This is a genomic window from Arsenicicoccus sp. UBA6765 (genome assembly GCF_002453335.1).
Lineage (GTDB): Bacteria > Actinomycetota > Actinomycetes > Actinomycetales > Dermatophilaceae > Arsenicicoccus > Arsenicicoccus bolidensis.
The window spans coordinates 37,736-63,817 of sequence record NZ_DKGR01000004.1 but is presented as its reverse complement, the minus strand read 5'-3'; the positions used below and the strand labels follow the sequence as shown (position 1 = coordinate 63,817).

Genomic DNA, 26,082 nt, shown 5'->3' with positions numbered 1-26,082 from the left:
CGCCGCACCGCCGCACCGCCGCGCCACCTCATCACGACAAGGAGCTCACGTGACGACCACCTGGGTCGACATCCCGCAGGACAGCCCGTTCGGCCTCGACGCCCTCCCCTACGGCTCGATGGACACCGGCGACGACTTCGCGCACCTCGGGGTGCGCATCGGTGACCAGGCCCTCGACCTCACGGAGGCCGTGACCGAGCTGCCCGGCGAGTGGTCCGACGTCGTCGAGGAGGGCAACCTCGACGTCCTGCTCGCAGCGGGACCGGAGGCGTGGGAGCGGCTGCGCGCCGACATCCAGACGTGGCTGTCCGACGAGGCCCACCGACCCGTCGTCGAGAAGTACCTCGTCGACCTGGAGGGCGTCACGATGCTGATGCCGTTCACCGTCGGCGACTACGTCGACTTCTATGCCTCCGAGAACCACGCGTCTAACATCGGCCGGATCTTTCGCCCCGACTCCGAGCCCCTCACGCCCAACTGGAAGCACCTGCCGATCGGCTACCACGGCCGCTCGCAGACCGTGATCGTGTCGGGCTCGGACATACCACGGCCGCAGGGCCAGCGGCGGACGCCCGACGGCGACGTCGTCTTCGGCCCGTCGATCCGCCTCGACATCGAGGCCGAGCTGGGCTTCGTCGTCGGCGTGGGGTCAGAGCGCGGATCCTCCGTCGCCGTGAGCGAGTTCGACCAGCACGTCTTCGGCGTGACCCTTACCAACGACTGGTCCGCCCGCGACATCCAGGCGTGGGAGTACGTCCCCCTCGGTCCCTTCCTCGGCAAGTCCTTCGCCACGTCGATCAGCGGCTGGGTGCTGCCGCTCGCGGCCCTGAAGGACGCTCGCATCGAGCCGCCAGCGCGCGACGTGCCGCTGCAGGACTACCTCAAGGACGTCCCCGACCAGCCCTGGGGCCTCGACATCGACATCGAGGTGCAGCTCAACGGCGAGGTCGTCTCCCGCCCGCCGTACGCCCAGATGTACTGGACCGGTGCGCAGATGCTCGCCCACACCACCATCAACGGCGCCTCCGTGCGCACCGGGGACTTCTACGCCTCCGGCACCATCTCGGGCAAGGAGGTCGACCAGCGCGGCGCCCTCATCGAGATGACCTGGGGCGGGCGCGACCCGATCACCTTGTCCGACGGCTCCACGAGGACGTTCCTCGAGGACGGCGACGAGATCGTGCTGACGGCCACCGCACGCGGGCGCGACAGCCGCCGCATCGGCCTCGGCGAGTGCCGCGGCCGCATCACCCCTGCCCGCTGACCTCTCCACCCTGCGGGGGAGCCGTCCCACGGATCTCGTCCGCGAGACGGATCCCCCGCCCAGGGTGGGGCCCTAGGTTCGAGTCATGGACAACACGCCGACCAAGACCACCAGCAAGACCACCAAGCAGAACGCCATGACGATCGCCCTCGCAACGGCCATCGGTGTCGTCCTGGCGATGACCACGGACAACTGGAGCCTGCTGGCCATCGCCGTGGCCGTCGGCTGCGTCTTTGCCGGGCTGCCCCTCGTCGGGCGCCGCAAGGACCAGCCCACCGACGCGCCCACCGAGGGTCGGGACGACTCCACCCCCACCCCGCTGCGCAGCTGAACGCCGCCCTGCGCCCGCTGCCCGCCGCCTTACCCGCACCGGCCCAGGCTGCGGGCGCTCCGGCATACCGGCCGCTTGGCGTCAGGTCACGGTCAGGACACGCTCAGCCTCAGGTCCCACCCCGGACGAGACCATATGCGCGTCGTTGCATAGTGTGTGCCGACGTCGCGCCCGCGACCGCCCGTCATCACCACGGCGGCCCCGATCTCGCACGAACGGACCCCCATGAACGCGATCCACGACGGCATCCTCGTCGCCAACGACAAGCTGACCTGGCTGCTGATCGTCCTGCTGGCGGCCGCCGGCATCCTCTTCACCCTGTGGAGCAAGGGCGCCCAGTTCCGCCGCTTCGGGACGATGGTCAAGGTGGCCATCGGCTCGCGCAGCGGCGGCGGGGAGGGCATCTCCAGCTTTCAGGCCTTCTGCATCTCGCTGGCGTCCCGCGTCGGCACCGGCAACATCGTCGGCGTGGCCATCGCCCTCGCGCTGGGTGGTCCGGGCGCGATCTTCTGGATGTGGGTCATGGCCTTCCTTGGCATGGCCACCGCGTTCGTCGAGGCGACGCTCGCCCAGCTCTACAAGGTGCCCCACACCGACGGCACCTTCCGCGGCGGCCCGGCCTACTACATGCAGCGCGGGCTGAAGTCCCGCCCGATGGGCATCGCCTTCGCCATCTGCCTGATCTTCACCTTCGGCCTGGCGTTCAACATGGTGCAGGCCAACACGATCGCCGGCGTCGTCGAGGGCACGTGGGGCATCCCCACCTGGATCACCGCGATCGTCCTGGTCGTCATCACCGCGGCCATCGTCCTCGGCGGGCTCAAGTCCGTCGCCCGCGTGACGGAGTACATGGCGCCGCTGATGGCGCTCGCCTACTTCCTGCTCGCCCTCACCGTGCTGGTGCTGCGCATCGGCGAGGTCCCCGACGCCATCGGCGACATCTTCAAGGGCGCCTTCGGCCTCGACCAGGCGCTGGCCGGCACCGCCGGCGGCATCGTCGCGGCGATGCTCAACGGCGTGAAGCGCGGGATGTTCTCCAACGAGGCGGGCATGGGCTCGGCCCCGAACGCCGCGGCCGCCGCCACCACCTCGCACCCCGCCCACCAGGGCATGGTCCAGGCGCTCGGTGTCTTCATCGACACGATCATCGTCTGCACCTCGACCGCCGTGATGATCCTGCTGGCCGGCCCCGAGGTCTACACGCCCGGGGTCACCACGCGCGACCAGGCGGCGACGCTCACGCAGACCGCCCTGGCCAGCGAGCTCGGCTCGTGGGTCGCCCCTGTCATGGCCTTCCTGATCTTCGTCTTCGCGTTCAGCTCGGTCATCGGCAACGAGACCTACGCCGAGGTCAACATGGACTTCATGCGTGGCGGCAAGGTCGGCGCGTTCGCGATCCGACTGCTCACCATCGGTGCCGTGGCCTGGGGCGCGCTGCAGAGCCTGGCCTTCGTGTGGGACCTGGCGGACCTGGCCATGACCTTTATGGCGGTGCTCAACCTGGTCGCCCTCATGGCGCTCGGCAAGCACGCGATCGCCGCGCTGCGCGACCTCGAGTCCAACCCGGACCCGGTCAACGCGGGCTTCGACCTCGACGACAACCCCTACATGCCGGACGACGTCCCCGGCGAGGTGTGGCGCCTTCGCCCGGGTCACGCGCCCGGCCAGTGGTTCGCGCCCAACGACGTCCACGAGGACGCCGACGTCTGACGGCAGGGCCCGAGGCGGTCGTCAGCACGTCCCGTCCGGGAGCGCCCCCTTGACGAGGAAGGTCTTGCCCTCGTCGCGCGACTCCAGGTCGTAGACGATCGCCTCGCGGCTCTGCCCCCTGGGCTTCGGCTTGCGGTCGAGCCCCACGGTGACGTCCTTGCCCTTCTCGTCGAGCATGCGGACGTCACCGACGCTGCACACGCGCATGGAGGTCACCGGCCGGGGCCAGATGGAGTACTGCACGCGCTTGATCGACTCGAACCTGCGCTGGCCGACCATCCGGTTGCCGCCGGCCTCGATGCTGCGGCTCATGGCGTTGTGCTGCTCGAGATACTCCGGGGTGAGGAAGTCCGCCGAGGCCACCGGCCCGTCGACAGGGAGCTTCTCGAGCTTGCGCAGCGCGGCCTCGGAGGCGGTGAAGGCGTTCTGCAGGGCCTCCTCCGAGCCACCGGCGGCGGCCTTCTCGGTGCTGCACCCGGCGGCCCCGAGGGCGACGGCGGCGAGGACCCCGACGACGACGTCGGCGCGAGGGCGGCTGAGGCGGTGCGTCATGGCTGCGATCTCCCGGGGTGGAGGGCGGAGCGCTGGCCTGCAGCGCCCACGGGCACGGTGCGTCGTGACGCTATCGGCCCGCCCGCCGTCCCACTACCCGTGAGTAACTACGCCACCTGCCTGCACCACTCCAGTCGCTGTGCGTCGCCATACGACCACTTCCCGGCTCCAGGACCTCCCTCAGGTAGGCACATCCGCCCGGGTTGGCACGCCAGGCCGATGTGACGACCTGAGGTAGTCACACCAGCCCGGGTCCGGCAGATCGACCCGGCTTCGACACATCGACCGGCCTTGGGAACATCAGCCTGGGGGACTAAGGCGGGTCGATGTGACTACCTGAGGTAGGTCTAGATGTCGACGGTGAGCTCGTGGCGGGGGTTGAGGTCGTCGGGGCCGCCGTAGTTGCCTCCGGGCGTGACGATCGTGCCCGCCTCGCCCTCGATCATGGCGGCCACGTCCTGCAGCCGGCCGATGCCCGCGAGATCACCGGTGAGCTCCACGAACCGGCACACAGCCTCGACCTTGGGGCCCATCGACCCCGCGGGCAGGTCCATCGCCCGCAGCATCCCCGGCGTCGCGCGCGTGATCGGCCGCTCGTCGTCCGTGCCGAAGCCCTCGACCACGTGCGCCACGTCGGTGAGGATGAACAGCGCGTCCGCCTCGAGCGCCTCGGCGAGCCGCCCGGCGGTGAGGTCCTTGTCGACGACCGCCTCGACGCCCTTGAGCTTGCCCTTCTCGTCCCGGATCACCGGTATGCCGCCACCGCCCGCACAGACCACGACCGCACCGGACGACAGCAGCAGCCGGACGATCCGGGTCTCGACGATGCGCTGCGGCGTCGGGGAGGCCACCACGCGGCGCCACCCCTTGGTGTCCTGCTTTACGGTCCAGCCGCGCTCGTCCGCCTTGGACCGCGCCTCGGCCTCCGAGTAGGTCTCGCCGACGAACTTCGTCGGGTCGGCGAACGCCGGGTCGTGCGCCATCACCAGGGTCTGGTTGACCATCGCGGCGACCTGTCGGCCGGGCAGGGCGTTCTGCAGGGACTGCAGCAGCCAGTAGCCGATCATCCCCTGCGTCTGCGCACCCAGCGTGTCGAAGGGGTAGGGCTCCGACAGGGCCGGGTCGTTGGCCGACTCCAGCGCCAGCACCCCCACCTGCGGGCCGTTGCCGTGGGTGATCACCAGCTCGTGCTCCTCCGCCAGCGGCGCGAGGGCGCGGGCGGCCGCCTTGGCGCGCTCCAGCTGGGTCGAGGCGTCGGGCTTCTCGCCCCGCTCGAGCAGGGCATTGCCGCCGAGGGCGACCACGATGCGCACGGGTCAGTCCCCCAGGGTGGCGACCATGACCGCCTTGATCGTGTGCATGCGGTTCTCCGCCTGGTCGAAGACGATCGACGCCTCGGACTCGAAGACCTCGTCGGTGACCTCGAGGGCCTCCATGCCGGTGGCCTGGAAGATGTCCTCCCCCACCTTGGTGGCCCGGTCGTGGAAGGCCGGCAGGCAGTGCATGAACTTGACCTGCGGGTTGCCTGTCGCCTCCATCGTGGCCTTGTTGACCTGGTAGTCCTTGAGCAGCGCGATCCGCTCGTCCCAGACCTCCTTGGGCTCACCCATCGACACCCACACGTCGGTGTAGAGGAAGTCCGCGCCGCGCACCCCCGCCTCGACGTCGTCGGTGATCGTGATGCGGGCACCGGTCTGCTCCGCGATCCCGCGCGCCAAGGCGACGACCTCCTCGGTGTTCTGCAGCGACGTCGGCGCGACCATGCGCACGTCCATCCCGGCCATGGCGCCGGACACCAGCAGCGAGTTGCCGACGTTGTTGCGCGCGTCACCGAGATAGGCGAAGGCGATCTGCGACAGCGGCTTGTCCGAGTGCTCGGTCATCGTGAGCTGGTCGGCGAGCATCTGGGTGGGGTGCCACTCGTCGGTCAGGCCGTTCCACACCGGGACGCCCGCGAACTCCCCGAGCGTCTCGACGAGCGACTGCGCGAAGCCGCGGTACTCGATGCCGTCATACATGCGCCCCAGCACCCGCGCGGTGTCCTTCATCGACTCCTTGTGCCCGATCTGCGAGCCCGCGGGCTCGAGGTAGGTCACCCCCGCGCCCTGGTCGTACGCCGCGACCTCGAAGGCGCAGCGCGTCCGGGTCGAGGTCTTCTCGAAGATCAGCGCGATGTTCTTGCCCCGCAGCCGCGGCTGCTCGGTGCCGGCGTACTTCGCGGCCTTGAGGTCCGCGGACAGCTTCAGCAGGTGCTTCCACTCCGCGGGGGTGAAGTCCACCTCCTTGAGGAAGTTGCGGTGGCGCAGGGTGAACGACATCAGATGTCCTCTCGCTCGATCGGGCAGCTCATGCAGCGCGGACCTCCACGGCCCCGACCGAGCTCGCTTCCCTTGATGGTGACCACCTCGACACCGTTGTCGCGAAGGTGGTTGTTGCTCGTGACATTTCGCTCGTAGGCGATGACCACGCCGGGACGGACGGTGAGCACGTTGCACCCGTCGTCCCACTGCTCGCGCTCCGCGGCCGCCAGGTCCTGGTCGGCCGTCAGGGTGCGGATGTCGTCGAGGCCGATCGCTCCCGCGATCGCCTTGTGCATGTCCTCGGGCGCGTGCGACCGGACCTGCAGCCGGCCCGGCTCGTCCCCGGGGGTGAGCGTGTATGCCGGGAGCATCCCCAGCCCGGCGTACTTGGTGAACGTCTCCTCGTCGACCATCGACATGACGGTGTCGAGGTGCATCATCGCCCGCCCCTGCGGCATGGCGATCGCGACGACGCTGGTGGCGGCGTGCGCGTTGAACAGCTGCTGCGCCAGGCGCTCCACCGCCTGCGGGGTCGTGCGCTCCGACATACCGACGAGGACCCCGCCTCGCCCCAGCACGTGCACGTCGCCGCCCTCCATCGAGGCCAGCCCGGTGCCGAGGCCGTCCGACCAGCGGGTGAGGGAGTGGTCGCCGCCGGACAGCTCCGGGTGCCAGTGATAGATCGCCTCGTAGTGCAGGGACTCGCGCACGCGCGCCGTCATGCGCATCGAGTTGATCGACACCCCGCCGTAGACCCAGCAGGTCGTGTCCCGCGTGAACAGGTGGTTGGGCAGCGGCGCCAGCACGAACTGGTCGCGCCCCATCGAGTGCAGGACCAGCGAGGCGGGCTCGTGCGGCATACGGCCGAGCATCTCCTGCTTGGTGATCCCGCCGATGAGGACCGAGGCGAGCTCCCCGGAGCCCATGCCCGACAGGACCTCGAGCATCGGGTCGATGGCCTGCGGGCCGAAGACCTCGTCGTCGAGGAGGTGGTCGAACAGGAACTGGCGGGCGGCCGGGTGCTCGAGCGTCTCGGTCAGGATGTCCTGCAGGTAGAGGACCTCCACGTCGAGGTCGCGCAGCGCCTGGGCGAACTCGTCGTGCTCCTTCTGCGCCTCCTCGAACCACGGCAGGTCGTCGAAGAGCAGGGCCTCCTTGTTGCTCGGCGTGAGGCGCGCCAGCTCACGGTCGGGGCGGTGCAGCAGCACCCGGCGGAGCTGGCCGACCTCGGAGCCGACGTAGGCTCTGCGCTCGCTCGTCATCTGGGTTCCCTCGCTCGCTGGTTCTGGGTGGATCGCCCCTCGCTCGAAGGCTTCCCCGCCGTGGTCCGCCCCTATCAAAGCGCAGAGCGGGCCCTGCGCCTACACCGGGGAGGGTGCCGATCTCGCTGGTCAGAGCGGGTGGTGAGTGTTCATGCTGCACCGGGTCGAGCGGCACACGGTATGCCGCAGATAGGTATGCGCGGCAGCGAATCCCACCAGATGACGGGCACCCGGACGTGAGTCGACCGCCAGGGGGGCATACGGTGTATGCCGTGCCTCACCATCGGCACGCTGGCCCCCGACGGCGTGGGCCACCGCACGACCCATCAGAGAGGAAGGCCACGACTCATGGCCACGATCGACGAGACCACCCCAGCACCGACCAGACCCTCGTCGAGGGACGACCGAGGGTTCGTCGGGCACCCGAAGGGCCTGGCCTGGTTGTTCCAGGTCGAGTTCTGGGAGCGGTTCTCGTACTACGGGATGAAGGCCATCCTCCTGTACTTCATCATCGCCACGGTCGGCGAGGGCGGCCTGGGGATGGAGAAGTCGACCGGCGAGGCGATCGTCGCGACCTACGGCGCCGCCGTCTACCTGCTGGCCATCCCCGGCGGGCTCGCCGCGGACCGGCTGCTGGGCGCCTGGCAGTCCACGCTCTACGGCGGCATCATCATCATGGCCGGCCACATCTGCCTGGCCCTGCCGACCGTCGCGACCGCGTGGCTCGGCATCTGCCTGGTCGCCATCGGCACCGGGTTCATCAAGCCCAACCTGTCGACGATGGTCGGTGAGCTCTACGACCGCGACGACCCCCGCCGCGACGGTGGCTTCCAGATCTTCTACATGTCGATCAACATCGGCGCCTTCCTGTCCCCCCTGATCGTCGGCTTCCTGCAGGGCCGCTGGGGCTACCACGTCGGCTTCTCCGCCGCGGCCGTCGGCATGGGCTTCGCGATCCTGTCCTTCGTCGCCGGCAAGAAGGCCCTGCACGGCATCGGCTCCACCGTCCCCAACCCCCTGACCGGCAAGGACGGCGCCCGCGTCGGCGGCGTCGCCGTCGCCGTGGTGGTGGGCACCGCGGTGCTGTACCTCCTGTTCAACGCCCTCGAGGGCGGCGCGACCACCGCGGCCATCGTCGACACCGTCGCGGCGCTGTCGATCATCGCGGCCGTCGGCTACTTCGTCATGATGTTCCGCAGCCCCAAGGTCGACGCGACCGAGCGCAGCCACCTCGCCGCCTACATCCCGCTGTGGGTCGGCGGGGCGCTGTTCTTCATGATCTTCGAGCAGGCCGCCGTCAAGATGGCGAGCTTCGCCAAGAACAACACCCAGCTCGAGGTCGGCGGCGGCTTCACCGTCAACCCGGCGTGGTACCAGTCGATCAACCCCTTCGCGATCGTCATCCTCGCCCCGATCGTGGGCTGGTTCTTCACCCGTCGCGCCGGCCGCTTCCCGCAGACGCCGGCCAAGTTCGCGCTGTCGGTCACCCTCATCGGCCTGTCCGCCATGGTGATGGGCTGGGCCTTCGGCACCTGGACCGGCGGCTCCGCGCTCGCGCCGTTCTACTTCCTCGGTCTCGTCTTCGTCATGCAGACGGTCGCCGAGCTGTTCCTGTCCCCGGTCGGGCTGTCCGCCACGACGATGCTGGCCCCCAAGGCCTTCGCCAGCCAGGCCATGGCGCTCTGGCTGCTGACCTCGGCCGTCGGCCAGGGCATCGCCGCGCTGCTCATCAAGGGGATGGCCGGCCTGTCCGACGCGGCCTTCTACTACACCCTCGGCGGCATGACGCTGGCCTGCGCGGTCATCCTGTTCGCGCTCGTGCCGTGGACGCAGCGCAAGATGAAGGACGTCGAGGACATGCGGCGCGAGGCCTCCGACGCGGCGCGCGCAGCCCGGGCGCACTGACGGCGCCCCACCCGCAGCGGCGCTCGCTAGAGTGCCGCCCATGCGCAGACTGACCGAGCGGCAGGAGCACCTGGTCGAGGTGCTCCTGCTGCTCGGTCTGTCCCTGGGCTCCTCCGCGATCTACTCGATCCTGCGGATCATCGAGCGGACCACCCGCGAGGTCGCCCTCAACCAGCAGACCTCCACCCTCAACCAGTCGGTCACCCCCGACCGCCCCTGGCTCGACCTCGCCTACCAGCTGACCGGGATCGCCCTCGGCGTGGTCGCCCCCGCGATGGCGATCTTCCTGCTGCGGCACCGCCGCCCACCCGCCGACCCGCGCATCGGGTGGGACCGGCGTGAGCCGGGCCGCGACGCCGCGCACGGCGCCCTCCTGGCGGCGGGGATCGGCATACCGGGCCTGGGTCTGTATCTCCTCGGCCGCCACCTCGGGATCACCACCGAGGTGGTCGCGGCCGACCTCACCTCGACCTGGTGGACGATCCCGGTGCTCGTGCTGGCGGCGGTGCAGAACTCCGTGCTCGAGGAGGTCGTCGTCGTCGCCTACCTCCTCGCGCGACTGCGCCAGGCCGGTATGCCGGACCGCCTGGCGCTCGTGCTGTCCGCCCTCCTGCGCGGGAGCTACCACCTTTACCAGGGCTTCGGGGCGTTCCTCGGCAACGCCGTGATGGGCCTGGTGCTGGGCGCCTACTACCAGCGGCGCGGCCGGGTCATGCCGCTCGTCGTCGCGCACACGCTGCTCGACGTGGTCGCCTTCGTCGGCTACACGCTCGCCAAGGGCCGTCTCGGCTGGCTCTGACCCTCTCGGCACGCTCCTGGCTCGTCGCACGCCGGTAATCGATGCAGGACTGGCGTCACATCACCCGAATGCCCTCCAATAGTTACGCTTCCGGCGCACCGCGACCTGTGCGTCACGGACGGCGTCGGGCGCAGGACCCGTCGCACGCCCGACGCCCGCAGTCCTGGGAGGTGTCCCGTGTCGCAGACCTACGGCCGTCACCGCGGCAGCTCCAGCGACCGGGTGGGCAACGTCGCCGCCGCCATCATCGCCCTCGCCGCCCTCGGCGGGGTGGGGGTCGTGGCCGTGCAGGGGCGCGCCGGCTCGGGGACCGGGGACGGTCGGGGAGCCACGGCCGGGGGTGCAGGGGCCGACGGGTTCGCGGCAGGCCGAGGTCCGCACGTGCGACGACGCCACCACGATCTATGCCTCCCCCGCCCTGACCGACGCCCTCGCCCAGGTCGCCGACGACTGTCGCGTCGCGCAGCGATCGGCCTGCGCCCGGGTGGCGGTGCAGCAGGCCGCGGGGCCCGCCGCACTCCCCGGGCTGCTCTCCTCGGACCGGGCCGCGCTGTGGCTCGCCCGGTCCGAGGGGGACGTCGCCGCCCTCCCCAGCTCCGTGAGGCGCACCGCCCCGCAGCTGGTCGCCAGCACCCCCGTCGTCCTCGCGATGCCCTCGGCCATGGCCGACACGGGCACCTGGGGCTGGCCACCCGGCCGCTCACCCCCGACGCCTGGCGTTCGTGGATGCTGGGGCGGTCGACCTGGGCCCAGACCGGGCACCCCGAGTGGGCGTCCTTCTCGATCCGTATGGCGGACCCGGCGACCAGCCCCACCGCTGCCATCGGGTTCGGAGCCATGATCACCCTCGCCAACGGCGGGCCGCTCGCCAAGGCGCCGGACTACGCGGAGCCGAGCGACAAGGACCTCGCCGTCATCAAGGTCGAGCACCGCATCACCTCGCTCGCCGGCAACGACGGGGACGTGCTCCCTGACCAGGACGACACCCTCTCCGAGGTGACCTCCCGCGCCTCGGCCTATGTCACCACCGAGAGGGCCGACGCCGCGGACAACGCCGTGGACCCGACGGTGCCGCTGGCCGCCGTCCCCCTCGCCGGCGGCGCCGCCTCCGTGCCGCTGTCGGTGCTGGGGGTGGGAGCGACCGCCGACGACGCTCCGGGCGCTGCCTCGGCGCGGGGGTTCCGGGCCTACCTCACCTCGGCGTCCGGCCTGGCCGCCCTGCGCGCGGCCGGCCTGAGGGCGCCCGACGGCGCCGCGCCCACCGATCACCCCGCCAGCGTCGCCTATGCCGCGCCGCTGCGTCCCGCCGCCGTGCCGCTGCCCGTGCTGCAGCAGACCGTGCAGGCCTGGCGGGGCATGCACTCCCGCATCTCCTCGATGGTGCTCGTGGACGCCTCGGGGTCGATGAACCAGCACTTCGCCGGCGGGGCGACGAGCCGCATCGACCTGGTCCGCGGCCTCGCGGGCAACGTCTACCAGACCGCGTCGCCCCGGGCCCGCTCCGGCGTGTGCTTCTTTCACACCTCCAACGAACTCGGGACACCCCTGATCGAGCGCCCCACCGACCTCGCCGTCAACGAGAGCGCCGACGCCGGCCGCCAGCACATCGACGTCGTGGTGCAGGCCATGAGCAACGTCACCATCAAGGGTGGGACGCCCCTCTACCAGGCCGTCCGCGAGGCCTACGCCTACACCCTCGACGAGTACGACCCCGGCTACGTCAACCAGCTCGTGATCCTGTCCGACGGCGCACCGCGACACCACCAGCCCGGACACGCTCGGCCAGCTCCTCACCTACCTCAACGAGGCCAAGGACCCCCAGCGACCCGTCAGGATCATCTGCCTGGGCTACGGCGCCGAGGCAGACATGGGGGCGTTGCAGGCCATCGCCAGCGCCACCGGTGGCCGTGCGGCCCAGGTCAACAGCCCGTCCGAGATGAAGGCGGCCGTCAACCTGGCGCTCTTCTCGCTCTGACCCCCGCCGCGCGCCTCCGCACCCGTCACGGTGACGGCACAACCTGGCCCCCAGCTCACAGATGCGGGGCCCGGCGTCGGGCATGACGGAGGCCCGGCCCCCGCGTGGGGAGCCGGGCCTTCGTCGTGGCTACCTGTCGTCGAGCAGGGCTCGACGGGTCAGATCAGGCTGATCAGCGACCGACCTTGCCGTCGTTGTCGCGGTCCAGCTTGTCCTTGATCTTGTCGCCGAGGCCGACCTTGCCGTCGTTGTCGTTGCCGACCCCGTCACGCAGGCCACCCTCGCGGACGCCGCCCTCGCGCTCGACCTCGATCTCCTCCTTGCGGACGTCCTCGGTGACGCGCTGCTGCTCGGTCACCGTCTCCTTGCCCAGGGAGACCTGCTCCTTGGCCACGACGTCCTTGTCGACGACGACCTCGTCGGCCTTGAGGCGGACCTCGGCGGTCTCGTCGCCACCGATGCGGCCGCCCTCACCGTCACGGATGGGGGTGCGCTCGACGCGGACCTCCTCGTGGGTCACCGGGACCGTGACCGACTCGCGCTCGGTGCGGACGTGCTTGCGCAGGCGCACGCGGCCGGCCTCGCGCTCGCGGGTCCCGACCCGCAGCTCCTCCTCGGAGCGGGTCATCGTGTTGTCGCCCTGGGTGCGGTCGCGGTCGGCCAGGGGACGACCAGCGGTCGCGTCGGCGTCGCCGTCAGCGCCGTGGTCGTTGCGGCCGGCAGTGGCGTCCGCGTCGCCGTCAGCGCCGTGGTCGTTGCGGCCGGCATTGGCGTCCGCGTCGCCGTCAGCGCCGTGGTCGCCGCCACGGGTGCCGGCAGCGGCGTAGCCCTCGTCGTAGTCGTGGCCGTAGTAGCGGTAGAGCTCGCGCTCCTCGTCGGCGTCCAGGTGACGGTCGGCGTCCACGCGGGGGGCGTCCTTGACCTTGTCCTTGGAGAACGGGACGCGGATGGTGTCGCCATCGACCTGCGCGTCGTCGAGCGGGATGAAGGTGTTGGACGTGCCGAACAGGCCGGTGTTGACGGTCACCCAGGACGGGTTGCCGGTGCGGTCGTCGTTGTAGACGTCGCCGACCTTGCCGATCTTGTCGCCGTTGTTGTCGACGACGGTGCCGTTGAGGACCTGCTCGATGTGCTCGTTGGAGAACATGGTGGGGTTCCGCCTTTCGTTGGTTACCAAGTGCCGGATGACGCCGTCGCCGTGGACGACGGTGCCCCGCTGCTCGTAACTTGCCCAGGCCGGTCAGGCGGCAAACCCCCGAGTCCAAAAAATCTCGATACGGTCACGTGGCCACGTCTGCGCAGGTCACTGGCCTGCGGACGGCGCCCGAGGCGCCGCGAGCACGGGCGGCGGCGGCTCCGAGACGGCGCGGACGACGGGCCTCAGGTCCAGCCACCACTGGTCCTTGGGACGACGGTGCGCCATGTCCATGAGCTCGAGCATCCGCGCCATGGGCGTGGCCTGCACCCGGCCCGCGACGAGGCCGACCAGCTGCGCCTCGCGGCCCCCTGCGGCGAGCTGCTCGGTCAGCAGGTCCACCGCGTGCGCCACGAGCCGCGTCGCCAGCACCCGGTCGAACGGCGAGGGGTCGCCGCCCTGCTGCAGGTGACCGAGGACCGCCTGGCGCACGTCATACCTCTCCTGCCCCTCCTGGTCGAGGAGACGGGCGAGGAAGTCCGTCGTGTACTGCTCGCTCGCGCGCTCGTTGCGGATGGCGAGGTAGAGGCGGCGTCCGGCGTCGAAGGAGGAGCGCAGGCGGTGCACGTCGTCCTGCAGGTCGTCGAGGGTGATGCCCTCCTCGTGCAGGTAGACGCGCTCGGCGCCGCTCGCCAGCCCGCTCATCAGCGCGAGGTAGCCGCAGTAGCGCCCCATCGTCTCGACCACGAAGCAGCGCCGTCGCGCGGAGGCGGACTGCTTGATCCGGTCGACGGCCTCGACGATCGCGTTGAGCGCGGTGTCGGTGCCGATGGCCAGCTCGGACCCCGGCAGGTTGTTGTCGATCGAGGCGGGGACGCACACCACCGGGATGCGGAAGGCCGGGTACCGGTCCCGCTCCTCCCACAGGCGGTGCGCCCCCTGGTAGCCGTTCCAGCCGCCGACGACCAGCAGCGCGTCGACGCGGGCGGCTTCCAGGCTGCGACCGATGGCATAGAGGTCCTCGATCTCGGGGACCGTGCGGCGGATCCCCAGCTCGGCACCCCCGATGGAGGTCCATCCCTCGACGTCGCCCCAGGTCAGCTCCTCCACCTGGCCGTCGCGCAGGCCGGGGAAGCCGCCGCGCACGCCGAGCATCGTGTGCCCGCGGTCGATCCCGAGGCGCACGGCGGCGCGGGCGGCGGTGTTCATGCCGGGGGCGAGCCCGCCGGCGTGCAGGATCGCGACGCGTCGGGGCGACTCGCCCTCAGCCAGGGCGGGGACCGGCGGTTCCGACATCTCGGTGAAGACCTGGGTCATCTCGGTGAACGACCCTCCCCGCAGCCGCATCGCCTCCGCGTAGTCGCCACCGGCGATGGCCGCCGGGACCTCCCGGGTGCGCTCGACGGCCTCCATGAGGGGGACCTTGGCGATGCGGTTGCCCCGTATGCCGACCACGTGGGCCACCGACCCCGGGGTCGCCGCCAGGACCTCCTCGGCCGCGGCGTAGCCCAGCCAGGTCGACGCCCACCGGTCGAAGGCGCTGGGCCGGCCACCCCGCTGCACGTGCCCGAGGATCGTCACGCGGGTGTCCTCGTCGAGGCGTTGCTCGATCGTGTCGCGCACGTACGCCGCCGTGATGGGGTTGCCCTCGCGGTCCTGGGCGCCCTCGGCCACCACGACGATCGAGTCCCGGCGACCGGCCGCGCGCCCGCGCCGCAGCTCGGCGCACATGCGGTCCTCCCAGCCGTCGGCGGGCGGGTTCTCGGGGATGAGGGCGTAGTCGCAGCCGCCCGCGATGGCGCTCATCAGCGTGAGGTAGCCGCAGTGCCGGCCCATCACCTCGACCACGAAGCTGCGCTGGTGGCTGGCCGCCGTGCTGGCGATGGCGTCGATCGCGTCCACGATCCGGTGCAGGGCGCTGTCGGCACCGATGGTCATGTCGGTGCCGACGAGGTCGTTGTCGATGGACCCGACGAGGCCCGCGATCATCAGGGCCGGGTGGGCGTCGGCGAGCGCCTGCTCGACCCGCCCCGTCTCGACGAGCTCGGCGAGCAGCCCGGGCCACTCCTGGCGGAACAGGTCCAGGCCGCTCAGCGACCCGTCCCCGCCGATCACGATCAGCCGGTCGATCCCGCGCTCGAGCAGGTTGGCGGCGGCGCGCAGCCGGCCCGCGCGCTCGCGGAAGTCCTTGCTGCGGTAGGTCCCGATCATGGTGCCGCCGCGGTGCAGGACGTTGCCCACGTCGTCCCAGCCGACCTGGCGGATGCCGTCGCCGCCGTCGACCATGCCCTGGTAGCCCTCGTAGATCGCGAACACCTCCGCCCCGAGGTGGATGGCGGTGCGCACGGCGCCGCGCACCGCGGCGTTCATGCCCTGCGCGTCACCGCCGCTCGTCAGGACGGCGATGCGGGGGACGGTCTCCACGGGGCTACCTCCGGCTGCGTGCGCGACTGGGCTGGCGGTCCACGTCCACGACGGGGCGGACGGTCCTCGCCTCCATCCAACCGTGCCCGCCGGGGCGCCGCGCCCCGAGGGGGGGTGATACGCGTTCGTCCGGGCTGGTGAGGCCCACTAACCTGGGACCCATGGTTGCCCCGATCGACGCCCTCGCCCCGGCCGTGCAGTCCGCCCTCGTCGCCGCGTTCGGCGAGGACGTTCGAGGGGCGGACCCGGTGGTGCGACCCAGCCAGTTCGCCGACGTGCAGGTCAACGCCGCCATGGCCCTGGCCAAGCGGCTCGGCCGCAAGCCGCGCGACGTCGCCGACGCGATCGTCGAGCACCTCGAGACGGGCGACCTCATCGCGTCCGCCGAGGTCAGCGGCCCGGGCTTCATCAACGTAACCTTCAGCGACGCGTGGATCGCGCAGCAGGTGCAGGCCGCCCAGGTGGACCCGCGGCTCGGCGTGGCCACCCAGCCGGCCGAGATCATCCCGATCGACTACTCCGCGCCCAACGTCGCCAAGGAGATGCACGTCGGCCACCTGCGCACGACGATCATCGGCGACTCACTCGCCCGCACCCTCGAGCACCTCGGCCACACCGTCATCCGGCAGAACCACGTCGGCGACTGGGGCACCCCCTTCGGGATGCTGGTCGAGCACCTCCTCGAGGTCGGCGAGGACTCCCCGGAGGCGCACGTCGTCGAGACCGACCCCAACGCGTTCTACCAGGCAGCCCGCGCGAAGTTCGACGGGTCCGAGGACTTCGCGACGCGCGCCCGTGCCCGCGTCGTCCGGCTGCAGGCCGGCGACCCCGAGACGCTGCGGCTCTGGGGCAAGCTCTACGACCTGTCCAAGGTCTACTTCAACAAGGTCTACTCCACCCTCGGCGTGACCCTCACCGACGACGACCTGGCCGGTGAGTCGTCGTACAACGAGGACCTCCCCGGCATCTGCGCCGACCTCGAGGCCAAGGGCATCGCGACCATGGACGACGGCGCGCTCGTCGTCTTCCTCCCCGGCTTCACCGGCCGCGAGGACAAGCCCGTCCCGCTGTTCATCCGCAAGTCCGACGGCGGCTACGGCTACGGCACCACCGACCTGGCGACGGTCAAGCACCGCGTGGAGGACCTGCACGCCGACCGGATCCTGTATGTCGTGGGCGTGACCCAGAGCCTGCACCTGCAGATGGTCTACGAGACCGCGCGGCAGGCGGGCTACCTGCCGAAGGACCCCGCCGAGGTACAGGTCGAGCACGTCAAGATCGGCTCGGTCCTCGGCGAGGACCGCAAGATCCTCAAGACCCGGTCCGGCGCCCCCCTGCGCCTCATGTACCTCCTCGACGAGGCCGTGCAGCACGCCCGCGCCTACATCGACGAGGCGCGCCCCGAGCTCCCCGAGCAGGAGCGGGCCGACATCGCGCGGATGGTCGGCATCGGGGGCGTGAAGTATGCCGACCTGTCGGTCGCCCACGACTCGGACTACGTCTTCGACCTCGACCGGATGCTCGCGCTCACCGGCAACACCGGCCCCTACCTGCAGTACGCCACGGCCCGGCTGCGGTCCATCCTGCGCAGCGCCGGCGTGGACCCCGAGGCGCAGGACGCCCCCGTGCTCGTCACCGAGCCCGCCGAGCGCGAGCTGGCCCTCAAGCTCCTCGACCTCGACGGCGTCCTGGCGCAGGTCGGCGCGATCTACGAGCCGCACCGCCTGTGCACCTACCTCTTCGAGCTGGCCCAGACCTTCTCCTCGTTCTACGAGGCGTGCCCGGTGCTCAAGGCGGACGACGAGCAGACCCGGGCGTCGCGCCTGACGCTGTGCGCCCTCACGCTCCGCACCCTCGTGCAGGGCCTGGACCTGCTCGGCGTGGAGGCTCCCGAGCGCATGTGACCGACCCCACGTGGGGCGGGCTCTCGGCATACGGCCCAGTCCCCCGCAGGGGGCAGGGTGAGGTTAGCCTGTGTGCCATGGCTCACAAGCGCCCCCACGTGGTGATCATCGGATCCGGATTCGGCGGGCTCTTCGCCGCCCAGGAGCTCAAGGACGCCGACGTCGACGTGACGATCGTCGGCAAGACCGTCTACCACCTGTTCCAGCCCCTGCTGTACCAGGTCGCCACCGGCATCCTCAGCCCCGGCGAGATCGCTCCCAGCACGCGCGAGGTGCTCAAGGGCCAGCGCAACGCCAAGGTCATCATGAGCGAGGTCACCAGCATCGACGTCGACGCCCGCACGGTGACGGCCGAGGCGCTGCAGCACGAGACGACCCTGCACTACGACTACCTGATCGTGGCCGCCGGCGCCGGCCAGTCCTACTTCGGCAACGACCACTTCGCGGTCTACGCCCCCGGGATGAAGACCATCGACGACGCCCTCGAGCTGCGCGCCCGCATCTTCGGCGCCTTCGAGGTCGCCGAGCTGTCCGAGGACCCGGCCGAGCGCGAGCGGCTGATGACCTTCGTGGTCGTCGGGGCCGGACCGACCGGCGTCGAGATGGCCGGACAGATCAAGGACCTTGCGACCAACACCCTCAAGGGCAACTTCCGCTCCATCGACTCCACGCAGGCCCGCGTGATCCTCATCGACGGGGCCCCTGCCGTCCTCGGGGCGTTCGGCGACAAGCTGTCCAGCCGCGCCAAGGCCGAGCTCGAGCGCATCGGCGTGGAGGTCATCCTCGACGCCCTGGTCACCGACGTGAACTCGGAGTCCGTGACCTACAAGCGCAAGGACGGCTCGACCGAGCGCATCGGCGCCGTCTGCAAGGTGTGGGCGGCCGGCGTCCAGGCCAGCCCCCTCGGAGCCACCCTCGGCAGGCAGACGGGCGCCGAGGTGGACCGGGCCGGCCGCATCTCGGTCAACCCCGACCTGACGCTGCCGGGGCACCCCGAGATCTTCGTCGTCGGCGACATGATGAGCCTCGACAAGCTGCCCGGCGTCGCGCAGGTCGCGATCCAGGGTGGCCAGCACGCCGCCCGCGCGGTCGCCTCCGACCTGGCCGGCGCCCGCGACACCTCGCCGTTCCAGTACAAGGACCGCGGGTCGATGGCCGTGATCAGCAAGTTCGGCGCCATCGCGAGCATCGGCAAGATCAAGCTGACGGGCTTCCCGGCGTGGCTGGCCTGGCTGTTCGTGCACCTCATCAACATCGTGGGCTTCAAGCACCGGGTGACGACGCTGATGCACTGGGCCATCGCGTTCCTGTCCACGGGTCGGGCCGAGCGCACGACCACGCGCCAGCAGCTCGTCGGACGCCTCGCGGTGAGCCAGCTCGGCAGCCAGTTCCAGCCGACGATCGGCGGCGTGCGCCTGCCCCTCGAGCAGCCCTACGACCCCGAGGCCGCCGACCGCCGCACCCGCTGACCCGCCCCCGGCCGAGGCATCGACCGGCCTACGTCCCCCAGGCGGGTGTGACGGAGGCCGGTCGATCTGTCTGCGGCCCCGCCGGGCGCAACGGGCGGGCTCCAGCGCTCGTGGCGGGCTCCAGCGTTCGTGGCGTGCTGCAACGTGCCACCCACGCGGTAGATCGCCACCGACGCTGGAGGCCGCCACCCAGGAGGGTGTGGCCGAGGACCGTGGTCAGACGGGGCGCTCGGCGCCGCGGCGCTCCTCGAGGTGCTTCATGGCGGGCGTCGCCAGCACGCCGTGCACCATCACGCTCACCACGATCGCAAAGGTCACCGTCGCCCACAGCGCCTTCTGCTCCGGCCACTCGTGCTGAGCCGTCGCGAAGGCCATGTAGAACACGGAGCCGATGCCGCGGACGCCGAACATCGCGGTCACGACCTTCTCGCGCGAGCCCAGCTGCTTGGTGCCGATCAGCGAGACCCAGCCGCACAGGGGGCGGATGACGAGCACGAGGGCGACGGCGACGAGCATGCCCTGCCAGCTCAGCGCCGACAGCTGCCCCGACGACAGGGAGGCGCCGAGCAGCAGGAGGATCAGCAGCGTCAGCACGGACTCGACGTGCTCGATGGCGTCGTGGAGCCGGCCGTGGTACTCGTGGCCGCGCTCGGCAGCGCGCAGCGTCACCGCGCAGACGAACACGGCGAGGAAGCCGTAGCCGTGCAGGACCTCGGCCAGTCCGTAGACGGTGGCGACCAGCGCCAGCCCGAGCATCGGCTCACCGACGTCCGCGAGGCGCAGGTTGTCCCACTGCGCGCGGAACGCCACCTTGCCGAAGACCCAGCCGCCCGCCAGCCCGACGAGCGCGCCGATGGCGATCTTGCCGACCAGCTCCATCCCGATCCAGTGCCAGCCCCACTCCGCGACCGGCCCCTTGGTGGCGAGGAACAACGCGAACCACACGAACGGGAAGGCCAGGGCGTCGTTGAGCCCGGCCTCGGACGTGAGGGCGAAGCGCACCTCGTCGTCCTCCTCCTCGGGGCTCTCCTCCTCGCCGCTGACGCTCGGCCCGGCGACCTGCACGTCCGACGCGAGCACCGGGTCGGTGGGAGCGAGCACGGCGCCGAGCAGGATGGCGGCGGCCGGTGACAGCGCCAGCGCCCACCAGCCGAGCAGTGCCACGGCAGCGATGCACAACGGCATCGCTATCCCGAGCAAACGCCAGGTCGGTCGCCAGGCCCTCCAGGCGAACGGCCGGTCGATGGCCAGGCCGACGCCCATGAGGGAGACGAGGACGCAGACCTCGGCGACGTGCTGGGTGATGGTCTGCTGGAAGACGGGCGCGATCGGCTCGTCGCCGGGCAGGAACCAGCCGACGGCGATGCCGACGAACAGCACCACCATCGGGGCGGAGATGGCGCGCTCGCGCAGGAGCCTCGGCAGGAAGGCACCGAGCAGCAGGCCGATCCCCGCGACGAGATAGACGACCCCGGTGACCACCTCAGCCGCGCCAGGTCAGCGCGGGCAGGCCGGACACACCAGGCCGTATGGCGCACACCCCGCCGGCCAGGGGGTCGTCGCCATCGTCGAGGCCCTCTCTGGAGGTGGTGATGTAGAGGGTGCCGAGGTCGTCGCCGCCGAAGGTGCAGGCGGTGACCTGCCGGGCGGGGACCTGCACGACCTCGTCGAGCCGTCCCTGCGGGGTGTAGCGGCGCACCTCGCCGTCGCCGTTCATCGCCATCCAGACCCCACCCTCGGCATCGACGGTGAGCCCGTCGGGGCTGCCGTCCGGACCGAGGTCCACGAGCGTGCGGGGGGCCTCGATGGCGGCGGTCCCGTCATACGGGAAGGAGATGACCCGGTGGGTGGCGGTGTCGGCGTAGTAGCCGGTCGCGCCATCGGGGCTCCAGACGATGCCGTTGGAGACGGTGACGGGGTCGAGGGCCACGTGCGCGGACAGGTCCTCGTCCATGACGTAGAGGGTGGCGGCGTCGGGCTGCTGGTCGTAGGCCATCGACCCGACCCAGAACCGGCCGTCCGGGTCGCAGCCGCCCTCGTTGAGCCGGATGCCGTCGGGCACGAAGGTCGGGCCGACCGTGAGCTCGGTCAGGTCGTCGCGCCGGGTGCTGGCGACGGCCCGCTCGAGCGCCAGGACCGCGCCACCGCCCTCGCGTGGGCGCAGGCAGGCGACGACGGTGCCGACGTGGGTGCGGGTGGGCTCACCGTCGGGCCGCAGGGTCATGACGTCGCCGGCGAGCATGTCCACCCACCGCAGCCCCCACGAGGGCCACCAGACCGGCCCCTCGGCGTGGTAGCAGATGGGATCGGTCACGGGGTCGGCGCGCATGGGCCTCACCCTAGGCGAGCGCGTGCGGGCTGCGGGTCCTACGCTGGCGAGATGGTTGACCAGATCGCTGACAGCACGGCTGGCGAGGGGCACGAGCTGGCTGCGGAGGCCGCCGTCGAGCGGGCGCGGGAGCTCGCGGCGCGGCCCGGGCGCCGGGTCCTCGGCATCACCGGGGCCCCGGCCGCCGGCAAGTCGACGCTCGCGGAGCTGGTGGCGCAGGCCGTGCCGGGCGCCGTGGTGGTGGGGATGGACGGGTTCCACCTCGCGCACAGCGTGCTCGAGGCCCGCGGCGACGTCGCCGACAAGGGCGCACCGTGGACCTTCGACGCCGAGGGGTATGTCGCACTGCTGCGTCGCCTGGTCGCGGAGCCCCCGGTCGCGGTGTGGGCGCCGGAGTTCCGCCGCTCGGTGGAGGACGCCGTCGCGGGCGCCGTGCTGGTCCCGCCCGACTGCCCGTTGGTCGTGACGGAGGGCAACTACCTGCTGCTGCAAGAGGATCCGTGGACCGCCGTGCACGTGCTCTGCGACGAGGTGTGGTTCGTCGACGTGCCGGAGCGGCTGCGCGTCGAGCGGCTCGTCGACCGGCACGTGCAGTTCGGTCGGACCCGCGACGCGGCGCTGACCCGCGGGACGGAGGGCGTGGACGCCGCCAACGCGCGGCTGGTCGCGGCGACGCGCGGGCGCGCGGACGTGGTCGTGGTGCTCGAGTGAGTGATGGGGCGGGTCCACGCGTCATCTGCGTGGGGCTGACGACGCTCGACGTCGTGCAACGCGTCAGCGAGCCGGTCGTCCTGGGCGACAAGTCCCGCTCGGACGCGGTCGAGCTCGTGGCCGGAGGTCCGGCGGCCAACGCCGCGGTGACGGCGGCAGCACTGCTGCCCGCCGGATCCGTGACCCTGATCAGCGCCGTCGGGTCTGGCGTGGCGGCCGACGTGGTGCGGGCGGACCTCGCGGCGTGCGGGGTGCGCCTCGTCGACCTGGTGGCGCCGGATCACGGTGGGGCGGGCGGTGCGGCGCGTGGTCCGGCACGTAGTCCGGCACGTGGCGGGGTCGCCGGTGGGGACGGTGGCGCCTGGGCGCTTCCGGTGGCCACCTGCGTCGTCCACGCCGACGGGGAGCGGACGGTCGTCTCGCCGGGCGCGCAGAGTTCCACGTGGAACCTCTCCGACGAGGCGCGCGACGAGATCGCCCGCGCCGCAGCCGTGCTCGTCGACGGGCACCACCCGGTGGCCGGCGAGGCCGCGTTGCACCTGGCCCGGGCCGGACGCGTGACGACGGTGCTGGACGCGGGCAGCGTCAAGGCCCACGTCGAGGGCTGGCTGCGGCTGGTGGACGTGGCGGCGGCCTCCTCGGCATACGGCCGTCAGCTGGGACTGGACCCGTCCGGCACCCTGGACCACCTGCTCGAGTCGGGCTGCGGCACCGCGCTGGTCACCGACGGGCCACGAGCGGTGCGCTGGCGGTCCGCGCGAGGAGGGAGCGAGGGCGCGGTGACGCCGCCCGCGGTCACGGCCGTCGACTCCCTCGGGGCGGGGGACGCGTTCCACGGGGCGCTGGTGGCGGCGCTGGCGCAGGGGCAGGCGCTGCCCGGCGCGGTCGGGCTGGCCTGCCGGGTGGCCGCGGTCCGGGTGTCGCACGCGTCGTCCCGTGGCTGGCTCGCCGACATCCCGACAGCGCTGGGACCACGCCCCTGAGCGGACCTGCCGGCGGCGGGATCATCAGCCTGGGGAACGACGGCCGGTCGATGTGACCGCCGCCGGTAGGTTGGGGAGGACGTCCCGACCAACGAAGGAGCAGCCATGTTCACCGGCATCGTGGAGGAGCTCGGCTCCGTGGAGTCCGTCGAGCTCGGCGCGGACAGCGCCGTCCTGACGGTGCGCGGCCCCCTGGTCGTGAGCGACGCGACGCACGGCGCCTCGATCGCCGTCAACGGGGTGTGCCTGACGGTGGTGGCGCACGACGAGGCGACCTTCAGCGTGGACGTGATGCGCGAGACCCTCGACCGCTCGAGCCTCGGTGCGCTGCAGGCGGGCTCGCCCGTCAACCTCGAGCGCGCGATGCCCGCCGGGGGCAGGTTCGGGGGGCATGTGGTGCAGGGGCACGTGGACGGGACCGCCACGATCGTGCGCCGCGAGCCCGGGGACCGCTGGGAGGTCGTGACCTTCTCGCTGCCGCCGGAGCTTTCGCGCTATGTCGTCGAGAAGGGGTCGATCACGGTCGACGGCATCTCCCTCACGGTGAGCGCGGTGGACGACGCGACCTTCGCGGTGTCGCTGATCCCGACGACGCTCGACCTGACCACCCTGGGCCGCAAGCAGGTCGGGGACCCGGTCAACCTCGAGGTGGACGTGATCGCCAAGTACGTCGAGCGCCTCATGACCCGCTAGCCGCTCGCCGCTACCTACGCGCCCCTCGCCACTCCCCGCTCGTCAACAGCCGCTAGCCCTCCTCGGCCAGCGTCGACGCGTTGAACCGCACGGCCTGAGCCCCCACGATGGCCGCCTCGAGGCGCATCCGCAGCAGGGCCGTGTCGTTGGACGACAGCGCCCGCCACTCCGGCGCGTCCCGGTGCGGACCCACGGCGCTGAGGTGCCGCCACAGCTCGGTCGCGGACGCGAGCGCGGCGTCGACCCGGGCAGGAGCGGGTGCCGGCCCCTCGTCCGCCCACCGCTGGCGCGGGCCGAGCGCCTGCTGCAGACCCGCGATCCGGGCGCGGACCTGGCCGGGCACGGTGCACGCGAGGTCCTCGTCGTAGAAGCCCGCACCCTCCGACCGCGCGTGGTCGAACCCCTGGGCGAGCGCCTCGGCGTCGCGCTGGTCGTCGGCGTCCGGCACGACCAGCCCGCGGCGGGCGAGCTCGACCGCGATCAGCCGGTCCTGGTGGTCGTAGACGCTGCTGACCTCCGCCCCGTCCTCGCCCTGGCGGGGGGCGCCACGTCCGTCGAGGACCCACCCACGGGTGCCCGGCGCGTGCCGCAGCGTGACCGGTGACCCCGTGGGCGCCAGCCGCTCGAGCGCCTCGTGGGCCTCGTCCGCCAGGCACTGGACCCCGCCGTCGGACGTCCGGCGGGGTGCCTCGACCCCGGCGAGGCGCACCAACCGCCGATTGCGCATCGTCGTCACGTCGAGGACGTCCCCGCTCTGGGCGCCCACCACCCGCAACCGCTCACCGTCCGGCGAGCTGGTGATCCCCCCGCTGACCAGGCCGTATGCCGTCGCCGACGCCAGGCCTACGCCTGCGAGGACCGTGAGGACCCGCAGGCCCCATCGACGTCGGCGGCCGGGCCTGGTCATCTGGTCCCTCCATGGCGTGGGTCGGGGACGGGGACGGGGGTCAGACCTGGCGGACGGCCTCGAACGGCGCGCGCGACGGCATCCGGTGCAGGATCGCCTGACGGACGAAATCCTTGGCGGTGCGGGCGGCGTCGAGCGGCGACGCGCCCTTGGCCAGCTCGGCGGTGACGGCGGCGGCGAGGGTGCAGCCGGCGCCGCTGACGGCCAGGTCGCCGATCTTGGGCGCCCTCAGCACCTCGAGGGTGGTGCCGTCGTAGAACACGTCGATGGCGTCGGGCCCCGTGAGCCGGACGCCGCCCTTGGCGAGGACGACGGCGCCGGAGCGCTCGTGGATGGCGCGGGCGGCGGCGACGAGGTCGTCCTCGCTCTCGATGGAGTCCATCCCGGACAGGGCCATCGACTCGAAGTGGTTGGGCGTCACGAAGGTCGCGAGCGGCAGCACCTGCTCCTTGAGCGCGGTGTCGGTGTCGAGCGCCGCGCCGGGCTCCTGCCCCTTGCAGATGAGCACCGGGTCGAGGACCAGGTTGCGGGGCCGCGCCTCGCGCAGGACGCCGGCGACGGTCTCGATCGTGGCCGGCGTGCCCAGCATGCCCACCTTGATCGTGTCGATGTCGTATGCCGCCAGCTCGGCCTCCAGCTGGTCGGCGATCACGCCCGGGTCCACCGGCACGAACCGGTGCCCCCAGTCGGCCTTGGGGTCGAAGGACACGATGCACGTGAGGGCAGCGATGCCGAAGGTGCCGAGCGCCTGGAAGGTCTTGAGGTCGGCCTGGGCTCCAGCGCCGCCGGTCGCCTCGGACCCGGCGATGGTCAGCGCGATGGGAGCGGCCTCGGCCGCGGCGACAGCGTGAGGTGTGGTCATGCCCACAGTTTCTCACCGACCGGCGCCGGTGCGGGAGCTCAGCTCGCGTCGGCCTCGAAGCCGTTCTCGTGCTCCGGGTCGGCCGCGATCTCGACCAGCCGGGCGCGCAGGCCTCGGTCGAGGTCGTGCCAGCGCATCCCGCGCACCGCACCCTCGAGAGCCTGCAGGGACGTGGCGTCGTCGAACAGGCCCTGCTCGCGCATGTCACGCCACACGGCCTCCGACCCCCGCTCCCGCAGGGTCTCGGCGTCGGCGACCCCCACGGCCCGCAGTGCCGCGGCCAGCTTGGGACCGATGTTGGGCAGCGCCTCCACGCGCGTACGGCTCCCGCTCACCATGTCCCCCATCGTTCCCGTGATTACTCTCAGCAGTCACAGCCCGCATCTTTGACCTGCACGGATGCGACTGACGTCGTAACTAAAGTATCACTCTCCGTGACCTATCGCCGGGTCGCCGCGCCCATCCGGAGCTGTCACCCGGCCGTTGGTCACCACTGACGCCTCGCCGCCCGGCCATTGGTCACCAGTGACGCCTCGCCGCCCGGCCATTGGTCACCAGTGACGCCTC

The 26,082-nt window shown here is 71.7% G+C and carries 22 protein-coding genes; 11 read left to right on the top strand and 11 right to left on the bottom strand.

Features of this window, described 5'->3' with window-relative positions:
• The first annotated feature begins 49 nt into the window (after positions 1-49).
• From fahA to B4K29_RS01000, 3 genes are all read left to right on the top strand, one after another.
• Positions 50-1,264, top strand: coding sequence for a fumarylacetoacetase (gene fahA / locus B4K29_RS01010; protein WP_286966215.1), 1,215 nt, complete (start codon positions 50-52; stop codon positions 1,262-1,264).
• 85 nt (positions 1,265-1,349) lie between these two features.
• On the top strand, positions 1,350-1,595 hold the full coding sequence (locus B4K29_RS01005; RefSeq protein WP_286959136.1) for a hypothetical protein: 246 nt from the start codon (positions 1,350-1,352) through the stop codon (positions 1,593-1,595).
• Between the two features lie 225 nt (positions 1,596-1,820).
• Positions 1,821-3,305, top strand: a complete 1,485-nt coding sequence (locus B4K29_RS01000) for an alanine/glycine:cation symporter family protein (RefSeq protein WP_029212443.1) — start codon at positions 1,821-1,823, stop codon at positions 3,303-3,305.
• 21 nt (positions 3,306-3,326) lie between these two features.
• Here B4K29_RS01000 and B4K29_RS00995 read toward each other — a convergent pair whose 3' ends face one another.
• The 4 genes from B4K29_RS00995 to B4K29_RS00980 all read right to left on the bottom strand — a co-directional run bounded on the left by B4K29_RS00995 (position 3,327) and on the right by B4K29_RS00980 (position 7,419).
• Entirely contained in the window at positions 3,327-3,857 is a 531-nt protein-coding gene (locus tag B4K29_RS00995; protein WP_019287446.1) for a hypothetical protein, read from the bottom strand.
• A gap of 347 nt (positions 3,858-4,204) precedes the next feature.
• The gene (locus tag B4K29_RS00990) at positions 4,205-5,170 is read right to left on the bottom strand and encodes a carbamate kinase (RefSeq protein WP_029212445.1); all 966 of its coding nucleotides are present in this window, start codon (positions 5,168-5,170) and stop codon (positions 4,205-4,207) included.
• A 3-nt stretch (positions 5,171-5,173) separates the two neighbouring features.
• Positions 5,174-6,175, bottom strand: a complete 1,002-nt coding sequence (gene argF / locus B4K29_RS00985) for an ornithine carbamoyltransferase (RefSeq protein WP_286966214.1) — start codon at positions 6,173-6,175, stop codon at positions 5,174-5,176.
• Positions 6,175-7,419: an arginine deiminase gene (locus B4K29_RS00980; RefSeq protein WP_286961427.1), complete on the bottom strand. Its 1,245-nt coding sequence runs from the start codon at positions 7,417-7,419 to the stop codon at positions 6,175-6,177. Before B4K29_RS00980 ends, argF begins: the two co-directional genes overlap by 1 nt.
• Positions 7,420-7,767: 348 nt before the next feature.
• Here B4K29_RS00980 and B4K29_RS00975 point away from each other — a divergent pair, with 348 nt between their 5' ends.
• From B4K29_RS00975 to B4K29_RS00965, 3 genes are all read left to right on the top strand, one after another.
• Positions 7,768-9,324, top strand: a complete 1,557-nt coding sequence (locus tag B4K29_RS00975; protein WP_286966213.1) for a peptide MFS transporter — start codon at positions 7,768-7,770, stop codon at positions 9,322-9,324.
• A 40-nt stretch (positions 9,325-9,364) separates the two neighbouring features.
• Entirely contained in the window at positions 9,365-10,123 is a 759-nt protein-coding gene (locus B4K29_RS00970) for a CPBP family intramembrane glutamic endopeptidase (protein ID WP_286958818.1), read from the top strand.
• 177 nt (positions 10,124-10,300) lie between these two features.
• A complete protein-coding gene (locus B4K29_RS00965; RefSeq protein ID WP_349680236.1) occupies positions 10,301-12,184 on the top strand; it encodes a vWA domain-containing protein in 1,884 nt (627 codons plus the stop codon).
• A gap of 86 nt (positions 12,185-12,270) precedes the next feature.
• Here B4K29_RS00965 and B4K29_RS00960 read toward each other — a convergent pair whose 3' ends face one another.
• Entirely contained in the window at positions 12,271-13,245 is a 975-nt protein-coding gene (locus tag B4K29_RS00960) for a PRC and DUF2382 domain-containing protein (RefSeq protein ID WP_286966212.1), read from the bottom strand.
• Positions 13,246-13,401: 156 nt separating this feature from the next.
• On the bottom strand, positions 13,402-15,657 hold the full coding sequence (locus tag B4K29_RS00955; RefSeq protein WP_286966211.1) for a 6-phosphofructokinase: 2,256 nt from the start codon (positions 15,655-15,657) through the stop codon (positions 13,402-13,404).
• Between the two features lie 161 nt (positions 15,658-15,818).
• Here B4K29_RS00955 and argS point away from each other — a divergent pair, with 161 nt between their 5' ends.
• Both argS and B4K29_RS00945 read left to right on the top strand, forming a co-directional pair.
• Positions 15,819-17,561: an arginine--tRNA ligase gene (argS, locus tag B4K29_RS00950; protein WP_286966210.1), complete on the top strand. Its 1,743-nt coding sequence runs from the start codon at positions 15,819-15,821 to the stop codon at positions 17,559-17,561.
• 77 nt (positions 17,562-17,638) lie between these two features.
• Positions 17,639-19,030: an NAD(P)/FAD-dependent oxidoreductase gene (locus B4K29_RS00945; RefSeq protein WP_286966209.1), complete on the top strand. Its 1,392-nt coding sequence runs from the start codon at positions 17,639-17,641 to the stop codon at positions 19,028-19,030.
• A 216-nt stretch (positions 19,031-19,246) separates the two neighbouring features.
• On the opposite strand, the gene B4K29_RS00940 is transcribed toward B4K29_RS00945, so the two are convergent.
• Together B4K29_RS00940 and B4K29_RS00935 are read right to left on the bottom strand one after the other, a co-directional pair.
• Positions 19,247-20,512 carry a cation:proton antiporter gene (locus B4K29_RS00940; protein WP_286958826.1) on the bottom strand — a complete coding sequence of 422 codons (1,266 nt, stop codon included), beginning with the start codon at positions 20,510-20,512 and terminating at the stop codon, positions 19,247-19,249.
• A 1-nt stretch (position 20,513) separates the two neighbouring features.
• Positions 20,514-21,359 carry an SMP-30/gluconolactonase/LRE family protein gene (locus tag B4K29_RS00935; RefSeq protein ID WP_019287463.1) on the bottom strand — a complete coding sequence of 282 codons (846 nt, stop codon included), beginning with the start codon at positions 21,357-21,359 and terminating at the stop codon, positions 20,514-20,516.
• A 51-nt stretch (positions 21,360-21,410) separates the two neighbouring features.
• On the opposite strand from B4K29_RS00935, the gene B4K29_RS00930 reads away from it, so the two are divergent.
• From B4K29_RS00930 to B4K29_RS00920, 3 genes are all read left to right on the top strand, one after another.
• Positions 21,411-22,070 carry a nucleoside/nucleotide kinase family protein gene (locus B4K29_RS00930; RefSeq protein WP_286961415.1) on the top strand — a complete coding sequence of 220 codons (660 nt, stop codon included), beginning with the start codon at positions 21,411-21,413 and terminating at the stop codon, positions 22,068-22,070.
• Positions 22,067-23,053 carry a carbohydrate kinase family protein gene (locus B4K29_RS00925; protein WP_349680235.1) on the top strand — a complete coding sequence of 329 codons (987 nt, stop codon included), beginning with the start codon at positions 22,067-22,069 and terminating at the stop codon, positions 23,051-23,053. The genes B4K29_RS00930 and B4K29_RS00925 overlap by 4 nt, the downstream gene beginning before the upstream one ends.
• A 105-nt stretch (positions 23,054-23,158) precedes the next feature.
• On the top strand, positions 23,159-23,746 hold the full coding sequence (locus B4K29_RS00920) for a riboflavin synthase (RefSeq protein WP_286966207.1): 588 nt from the start codon (positions 23,159-23,161) through the stop codon (positions 23,744-23,746).
• Positions 23,747-23,798: 52 nt separating this feature from the next.
• On the opposite strand, the gene B4K29_RS00915 is transcribed toward B4K29_RS00920, so the two are convergent.
• The 3 genes from B4K29_RS00915 to B4K29_RS00905 are packed head-to-tail and all read right to left on the bottom strand — an operon-like array spanning position 23,799 to position 25,853.
• Positions 23,799-24,653: a thermonuclease family protein gene (locus B4K29_RS00915; protein ID WP_286966206.1), complete on the bottom strand. Its 855-nt coding sequence runs from the start codon at positions 24,651-24,653 to the stop codon at positions 23,799-23,801.
• Between the two features lie 40 nt (positions 24,654-24,693).
• Complete coding sequence (locus B4K29_RS00910) at positions 24,694-25,515, bottom strand: hydroxymethylpyrimidine/phosphomethylpyrimidine kinase (protein WP_286958831.1); 822 nt, start codon at positions 25,513-25,515, stop codon at positions 24,694-24,696.
• Between the two features lie 38 nt (positions 25,516-25,553).
• Positions 25,554-25,853 carry a TfoX/Sxy family DNA transformation protein gene (locus tag B4K29_RS00905; protein ID WP_286958832.1) on the bottom strand — a complete coding sequence of 100 codons (300 nt, stop codon included), beginning with the start codon at positions 25,851-25,853 and terminating at the stop codon, positions 25,554-25,556.
• Between the last annotated feature and the right edge of the window lie 229 nt (positions 25,854-26,082).

Excerpts from the sequence above, each read along its gene's own strand:
- B4K29_RS01005 (WP_286959136.1), top strand. The coding sequence starts at position 1,350 with ATGGACAACACGCCGACCAAGACCACCAGCAAGACCACCAAGCAGAAC.
- B4K29_RS01000 (WP_029212443.1), top strand. The coding sequence starts at position 1,821 with ATGAACGCGATCCACGACGGCATCCTCGTCGCCAACGACAAGCTGACC.
- B4K29_RS00995 (WP_019287446.1), bottom strand. The coding sequence starts at position 3,857 with ATGACGCACCGCCTCAGCCGCCCTCGCGCCGACGTCGTCGTCGGGGTC.
- argF (WP_286966214.1), bottom strand. The coding sequence starts at position 6,175 with ATGTCGTTCACCCTGCGCCACCGCAACTTCCTCAAGGAGGTGGACTTC.
- B4K29_RS00980 (WP_286961427.1), bottom strand. The coding sequence starts at position 7,419 with ATGACGAGCGAGCGCAGAGCCTACGTCGGCTCCGAGGTCGGCCAGCTC.
- B4K29_RS00975 (WP_286966213.1), top strand. The coding sequence starts at position 7,768 with ATGGCCACGATCGACGAGACCACCCCAGCACCGACCAGACCCTCGTCG.
- B4K29_RS00970 (WP_286958818.1), top strand. The coding sequence starts at position 9,365 with ATGCGCAGACTGACCGAGCGGCAGGAGCACCTGGTCGAGGTGCTCCTG.
- B4K29_RS00960 (WP_286966212.1), bottom strand. The coding sequence starts at position 13,245 with ATGTTCTCCAACGAGCACATCGAGCAGGTCCTCAACGGCACCGTCGTC.
- argS (WP_286966210.1), top strand. The coding sequence starts at position 15,819 with ATGGTTGCCCCGATCGACGCCCTCGCCCCGGCCGTGCAGTCCGCCCTC.
- B4K29_RS00945 (WP_286966209.1), top strand. The coding sequence starts at position 17,639 with ATGGCTCACAAGCGCCCCCACGTGGTGATCATCGGATCCGGATTCGGC.
- B4K29_RS00935 (WP_019287463.1), bottom strand. The coding sequence starts at position 21,359 with ATGCGCGCCGACCCCGTGACCGATCCCATCTGCTACCACGCCGAGGGG.
- B4K29_RS00930 (WP_286961415.1), top strand. The coding sequence starts at position 21,411 with ATGGTTGACCAGATCGCTGACAGCACGGCTGGCGAGGGGCACGAGCTG.
- B4K29_RS00920 (WP_286966207.1), top strand. The coding sequence starts at position 23,159 with ATGTTCACCGGCATCGTGGAGGAGCTCGGCTCCGTGGAGTCCGTCGAG.
- B4K29_RS00915 (WP_286966206.1), bottom strand. The coding sequence starts at position 24,653 with ATGACCAGGCCCGGCCGCCGACGTCGATGGGGCCTGCGGGTCCTCACG.
- B4K29_RS00910 (WP_286958831.1), bottom strand. The coding sequence starts at position 25,515 with ATGACCACACCTCACGCTGTCGCCGCGGCCGAGGCCGCTCCCATCGCG.
- B4K29_RS00905 (WP_286958832.1), bottom strand. The coding sequence starts at position 25,853 with ATGGTGAGCGGGAGCCGTACGCGCGTGGAGGCGCTGCCCAACATCGGT.